Origin of the sequence: Fodinibius sp., assembly GCF_041642155.1 — a bacterium.
Lineage (GTDB): Bacteria > Bacteroidota > Rhodothermia > Balneolales > Balneolaceae > Fodinibius.
Window position 1 is genome coordinate 1 of the sequence record NZ_JBEPWZ010000165.1, and the last position, 6,443, is coordinate 6,443.

The window sequence follows — 6,443 nt, forward strand, 5'->3', positions numbered from 1 at the left end:
TTTTGTCCGTCGTCGGTAGAGATGAATACGCCCGGGTTGTGATTGGGAGAACCGGGATCGGTGGATTGTTGATCGTCAAAAGAGGCTTCGGAAATAACGGCTGCGAGGGTCCCGTCACCGGCCACGGCCACGTCGCAAAAAAGCTGTTCGCCCTGCGTGCCGAGGACCGGACCCGAGAACGATTGTCCATCCGTGGATCGATAAATGCCAAAGCCGTTACTGGCGACAAAGACAGTGCTGGTAGCGGGACTGACGGCCACCCGGCTGATGGTGTTGTAGGCCCCCACCAGTCCCTGTACATTTGAGCTGGCCTGGGGCAGCAGCGACCAGGTGCTGCCATTGTCGGTGGATTTATAGATTCCCTGTCCGTAATAGGGAGCGGAATTGTTGGCGCTGGCCGAATTTCCGAGGATTTCGCCCGAGGCGTAATACCAAGTGTCGGGGTTGCCCGGATCCTGTGCCACCGATGTTACGCTTAAATTGGCAAGGTCGGGCGTGGCCAGGTTCCAGCTGTCTCCCCCGTTGGTGGACTTCCACATGCCGCCGGAAACCCCGCCGGCCAGTACGATATCCGGGTTGCGACGGTCTGCCGCCAGCGCCCGGGTTCGTCCGCCCACGTCAAAGGGCCCGGCATGCGACCAGCTGTAATCGACGGTCTGGAAAGAGGGATCTTTGGCCTTCATCCTGCTTTGTACCTGCTGAATAGTGGGTAGCGTGCGGGCAAACGTCAGCTCGCGGTTGCGGATGTTTTCAGGGATGGAGTTGGTCGACGGGTCGCGCATTAACCGGAAAAAATACTCCGACCGGGCCGCCTTCTTCTCGGCGCGGTTCATCTTGCCCATTTGCTCCTCGATACGATCAGCTAACCCAGTATCTTCCTGTGGTGCAGGCGAGAACCCCGAAAAGTACAGGAGTCCCCCTGCCAACAGCAGCAGTGAAGAAATTCCGGTAATTATTAACAAACGTCGTATACTATTCTGAATCATAGTGGTGCTTTTCCTGTTGTTATTCGATATTGATCAGCGACCATGCAGCACTCGCGTCGTTCTTGTTAAGTGAAATATTATGCTGCAGCTGGACACGGATCACTGCTCCCTTCGTCAAGGAGTCCGGGTCTGCATTGAGAGGAATAGCAAGGGTATCACCTGCTGGGATCGGGGGGGTAGAGGGACCGTATCCCAGAATGCTCCGGATCTGAAGCCGGAGTACCTGACGGGAATCCTTCGGGCCCGGCAGGGTGGAAATGACGGTACCCTCCACCCGGGCCTGCCCGGGTGCCAGGTCCCGCCCAGGGGGCGGTACTGCCGGGATGGTGTCTTTTTGGGTGGGTTGCACGTGCGAGGACGAATCGTTCTTATGCTGATCGCCCGACGAATCATCATCAGCATTTTCACAGCTGTGAAGCATAAGCGTTAGCGATATGAAAACAGCAATATATGTCATTCGTGTCGGCCGCTATCCGGGTTGATTGTCGAGTTGAATCTTCACCTGGTTTGTAAAAAATGAGACAGCGAGAGGTTATTCATCCAGGGGCAATACTTCAATTATGCGAAACTGGGTAGGGTGACTTTCCGCCTGTATGGAGATGGTTCCGCGGTCAATAAGCAAATTAGTCCCCTCAATAAGAGGCTGGGCCGTCTCGTCGCGTTCATCGTACTGCGGATCCGTATATTCCATCACCTGTTCGCCATTTACATAATGCTTAAAAATCTCGCTTCCCCGCACTTCCACTTCGACCGTTACCCACTGGTCTCCATGATAGGTTTTTGAATCAGAAGTGGTACAGTGCGGGGTAAACAGTTCTCCGTCCAGCACGACGTTTGTCCCGGGCGTACAGAGATTAGCCGTGGAACGCGGGTCCTCTCCATTGCCGCCCAGCAGCTGCACTTCGACAGAGACCGGAAACTCCTGATCTCTTGCCATCGTTTCCGGGTGCTGGCCGTGGAGCATCAGTCCATTATTGCGCAATGCCCAGCCTTCGCCGCCCTTGACCTGTTCTCCGATAAAGCGGTATTCTGCCCGTATCTTATAATTGGAAAAGGAGTCTTTATAAAAAAGATGTCCAAACTCCCCGTTAAATTCATCCCACTCATCGTACGAAACCGTCAGCAGTCCGTCTTCCACACGGAAGGTATTATTGTAATTAATTCCCGGGTCGTAACCCGTAAATTTCGGGGTCCATCCCTCCAGGTCTTCCCCGTTAAACAGGGAGATCCATTCTTCATCAGACACCGTAACATCGGCATCATTTTCCAGCGGCAGCAACGCCGTCGTTACAACTGCCAGGCAAAGCAGAGAACCGGCTATAAAAATATTTTTCAAACACATAAGATGCTTAATAGTCATGTTCATAAAAAAATTAATTTATCGCGGGCATCAGAGGGCCAGCCAGTTATTGAAAATTAGGGTTAGTCTCTTCCGGTAAGAAGCTGAGCGCTCAATGTCTTATATTATACCCATTAGCCCGGATTTCTCACAACTAAAAATGGAACGGTGCTCAATCTCCAAATAGCTGTGAATTATCGTTATTTTTGGACATAAACTAAAATTACGCCCTGAAATAATTACGTAAGAGGGCCGATGGCTAGGCTGAGCTTCAAAAATTCGCTATGCAGAACACGTTTGTACGTTCACCTGTCCGCCTCTCCAGATGGAAAGAAGGCCGTGGCCTCTGTCTATTTTCTCCGTGAGAATACGGATTAACGGCAATTGTTAAAAAATAATATACAACTGTGAATAATAATATCGATTCCTTCTATAAACATGTAGCCCAAACCAGTGATGCTCCGATGGGTTTGGAAGTGGAACGAGCCGAAGGTCCGTTTATTTATACTGCCGAGGGAAAACGATATGTGGATTTCATATCCGGCATTGCCGTAAGCAGCCTGGGTCACCGGCATCCCAGCGTCGTTGAAGCGGTTAAACAGCAGGTTGACCGGCATCTGCATGTGATGGTGTACGGGGAGTTTATCCAGGAACCCCAGTCGTCTTATGCCGGGCTGCTGACCTCCCAGCTGCCCGCTTCGCTGGATCGCGTTTATTTTGTAAACAGCGGCACCGAAGCCAATGAAGGAGCGCTCAAGCTGGCAAAAAAACATACCGGCCGGCATAAACTGGTCGGATTCCGTCACGGCTATCACGGGGATACCCATGGCTCGCTGAGCGTGACGGGACGTGATGTCTACCGCGATCCGTACCTGCCGCTGCTGCCCGATGTGCATTTCCTAAAATTTAATGATCACCGCAAGCTGGACACTGTTGACAGGGATACCGCAGCAGTCATTTTAGAACCGATCCAGGGAGAGGGAGGGATCATCCCCGCTGAACAGGCGTGGCTGAAGGCCGTTCGCCGCCGCTGCGATGAGACGGGAGCCCTGCTCATTTTTGATGAAATACAGACCGGCTTTTATCGAACAGGCTCGCTGTTTGCCTTCCAGCAGTATGAAGCAACCCCGGATATTTTATGCCTGGCAAAAGCGATGGGAGGCGGTATGCCGATGGGGGCGTTTGTATCGTCGACGGAAATTTTTACTTCCTTTATGCACGATCCGCCGCTGAATCATGTAACGACGTTTGGGGGACACCCGGTATCGTGCGCTGCGGCTTATGCTACGCTGACTGAATTGCTGAAGGGTAATTTTGAAAAGCGCACAGAAATGATAGAGCACACCGTTCGGGACATTTTAACAGCTGAGGCTATCACCGAAATACGGGGTCGGGGAGCCATGCTGGGTATGGAACTCAAAGATCGTGAACTGACGCAACAAGTAGTAAAAAGTTGCCTGGAGCGTGGCATTATTCTGGGGTGGACCCTGCATTCCGATACCCTGGTGCGGCTGGCTCCTCCCCTGATTATTGAGCGGGGCCTTCTCCGGAGTACCCTGGAGACCATTAATACGGCCGTAGAACAGTTCAGCTAACCTGATGTAGGATTTTGTAAAACCAGGAATTTTGGTCAGTTTCAACCACTGAGCGGAGTCAAAACCACCCCATAATAACCCGGGTTATTCACCAAGAGAATGGTATTGCAAAGTTTTCTTAATAGTTTGGTGTAGTTAATAGATATAAGAGAACAAATGGAAAAAAAGGCGGTATGCATTATGTATACTCAAAACATAAACCTGACATATATAATCACACCATAATGATGCTTAAGCGACTGTTATTATTTACCGTTACCTGTCTGCTGTTCGTTTCCTGTTCCGATGACCCTTCGACCTTTACCGATGAACCGCCTGAGCTTCCACCGGTAACATCCATGGATGTTAATATGTCTACCCTTACCGGAAGCACCCACGCTAAGTCCGCAACAACCCAATCCAATGATCATTACATTCAAGCGGTATTCCGGGCCGGTATTATAAAGAAGGTGATTGATACCAATCTCCTAACCCCCAAAAACCTCTTAATGGCAGCGGGTGATACGGTCGCTCAGCTCAATGATAAACAGCAGTGGGAATGGAATTATTCATACACGGCCAATACTGGCGACTTTGCCGTACGGCTTGTGGCCGAACGGGTCGCTTCTTCCATCGTAAACTGGTCCTTTTTCGTCACGGCCGATCATTTGGAACTTGAAAACCATTTGCTGTTTGGGGGGACCACCAAGAACGGGGGGCAACAAGGAACATGGACGCACAACAGCCTGCAGGATCCGGAGAACGCTCAGCAGCTTTCAGAAATCAACTGGAGCATACCGGAGGAAGAACAGGTAGAGCTGCGGCTTGATATTTTTTCAGACCGTTCGGTAGCAGCCGGCAGTTATATCGATTATAGCGTTGACGGTGCGGATAAGAGTGTTGAGTATTATGATGCCGGTGAAGACACGATCACGATTATAGCGTGGAACGCGGATACGAAAGCCGGATCGGTTATTGCTCCCGATATTAATAGCGGCGAAAAAGCGTGCTGGGACGAGCAGCAGGAGAATGTAAGCTGTAGCGAGTAATCCTTTTAAACTTTCTTCTCCTCCGATCCGCCCCTGGAGAAAATCCACATGCCAAGTATCCCGAAGACGGATTCTGCGATCACGATGGACCAAAACACCTTGTTAAATATGGTTTTTAGAAGCAGAGCATTAGGAAATTGAGAGAATTATTTCCATTTTCTGCTTGTACCGATGCCTGCCTCAGCCGAAGGTAAGCTCTGCAGTGAGAGGCTGAGTCCACGGCAGGGATCTTGCTTGTTAAACCTGTAATTTACTCAAAACATTGATTATGAAATCCCCCTCACCTATGTATACGATATTGATAGCCTTCTTCATGATTTCGATCGGTTGTGTGGATAACGAACCCGGTAATGGAGAGGTTCCGCCGAACAATGGGTCCTATGATATTGTCGAAGCTTTTCCGGCCCTGGAATTCACGCGTCCGGTGGACCTCCAGCACCCGGGGGACGGCAGCGACCGCCTTTTTGTCGTTGAGCAACGGGGTATTATTTCTGTTTTTCCCAATAACGCTGATGTAGAAAGTGCAAGCACTTTTCTGGATATTGAAGAGCAGGTTGATGATGCCGGCAATGAAGAGGGGCTGTTGGGACTGGCATTTCATCCGGACTACGAGGATAACGGTTATTTTTACGTCAATTATACCACGCACGATTCAAAGACTCATGTTTCCCGGTTCGAGGTCTCTCCCGATGACCCGGACCAGGCGGTGAAATCCACCGAACAGGTGTTGCTGTCGTTCGACCAGCCTTTTGGCAATCATAATGGGGGACAGGTTTCCTTCGGTCCGGACGGCTATCTCTACATAGCGGTTGGAGACGGCGGCTCCGGCGGCGATCCCGAGGACAACGGACAGGACCGCTCAACGCTGCTCGGGACCATTCTCCGTATTGATGTGGATGGGCGGGCAAATGGTATGAACTACGCTATTCCCGAAGATAATCCTTTCGCGGGTAACGAAGAAGGGTACCGGGAGGAAATCTATGCCTATGGCCTGCGCAATGTATGGCGGTTTAGTTTTGATCCTGATACCGACTGGTTGTGGGCCGGCGATGTGGGACAAAACAGCTATGAAGAGATCGATATTGTCGAAAAGGGAGGCAATTACGGCTGGAATATCATGGAAGGCAAGCACTGTTTCAGTCCCAAGTCCGGTTGTGACCAGTCGGGTCTGGAACTTCCCATCTGGGAATACGACCGGAGCGAAGGCGATGTTTCCATCACCGGTGGTTTTGTCTACCGGGGCCCGTCTCTGGACCGTTTGGAAGGGCAATATATTTATGCTGATTATGCATCGGGAAGGATATGGGCGCTTGACTATTCTGATATGGATAATCCCGGCAATACCGAACTTGTCCATACGGACGCCGGAGGCATTTCGTCATTTGGAGTGGATTCGGACAACGAGTTGTATATCTGCGCCTTTGATGGCAATATTTACCGTCTGGCAGAAGAATAAATAGGCAGGGAATGTAACGCTTTTGTTTTAGGTTATGAT

6 protein-coding genes are annotated in these 6,443 nt (G+C 50.7%); 3 read left to right on the forward strand and 3 right to left on the reverse strand.

Annotated features, from left to right (window positions below; all coding sequences use genetic code 11):
• The 3 genes from ACESLU_RS09930 to ACESLU_RS09940 all read right to left on the reverse strand — a co-directional run.
• Window positions 1-986: WD40/YVTN/BNR-like repeat-containing protein (locus tag ACESLU_RS09930; RefSeq protein ID WP_372638499.1), on the reverse strand; the 986-nt coding region annotated here is incomplete at its 3' end.
• 19 nt (window positions 987-1,005) lie between these two features.
• Window positions 1,006-1,407: a hypothetical protein gene (locus tag ACESLU_RS09935; protein ID WP_372638500.1), complete on the reverse strand. Its 402-nt coding sequence runs from the start codon at window positions 1,405-1,407 to the stop codon at window positions 1,006-1,008.
• A 111-nt stretch (window positions 1,408-1,518) separates the two neighbouring features.
• Window positions 1,519-2,328 carry a DUF1080 domain-containing protein gene (locus tag ACESLU_RS09940; protein WP_372638504.1) on the reverse strand — a complete coding sequence of 270 codons (810 nt, stop codon included), beginning with the start codon at window positions 2,326-2,328 and terminating at the stop codon, window positions 1,519-1,521.
• A 404-nt stretch (window positions 2,329-2,732) separates the two neighbouring features.
• Here ACESLU_RS09940 and ACESLU_RS09945 point away from each other — a divergent pair, with 404 nt between their 5' ends.
• From ACESLU_RS09945 to ACESLU_RS09955, 3 genes are all read left to right on the forward strand, one after another.
• On the forward strand, window positions 2,733-3,920 hold the full coding sequence (locus ACESLU_RS09945) for an aspartate aminotransferase family protein (RefSeq protein ID WP_372638501.1): 1,188 nt from the start codon (window positions 2,733-2,735) through the stop codon (window positions 3,918-3,920).
• Window positions 3,921-4,144: 224 nt separating this feature from the next.
• Window positions 4,145-4,948 (forward strand): hypothetical protein, encoded by an 804-nt coding sequence (locus ACESLU_RS09950; protein ID WP_372638502.1) that lies wholly within the window; start codon window positions 4,145-4,147, stop codon window positions 4,946-4,948.
• A gap of 268 nt (window positions 4,949-5,216) precedes the next feature.
• Window positions 5,217-6,404: a sorbosone dehydrogenase family protein gene (locus ACESLU_RS09955; RefSeq protein ID WP_372638503.1), complete on the forward strand. Its 1,188-nt coding sequence runs from the start codon at window positions 5,217-5,219 to the stop codon at window positions 6,402-6,404.
• Window positions 6,405-6,443: the final 39 nt, after the last annotated feature.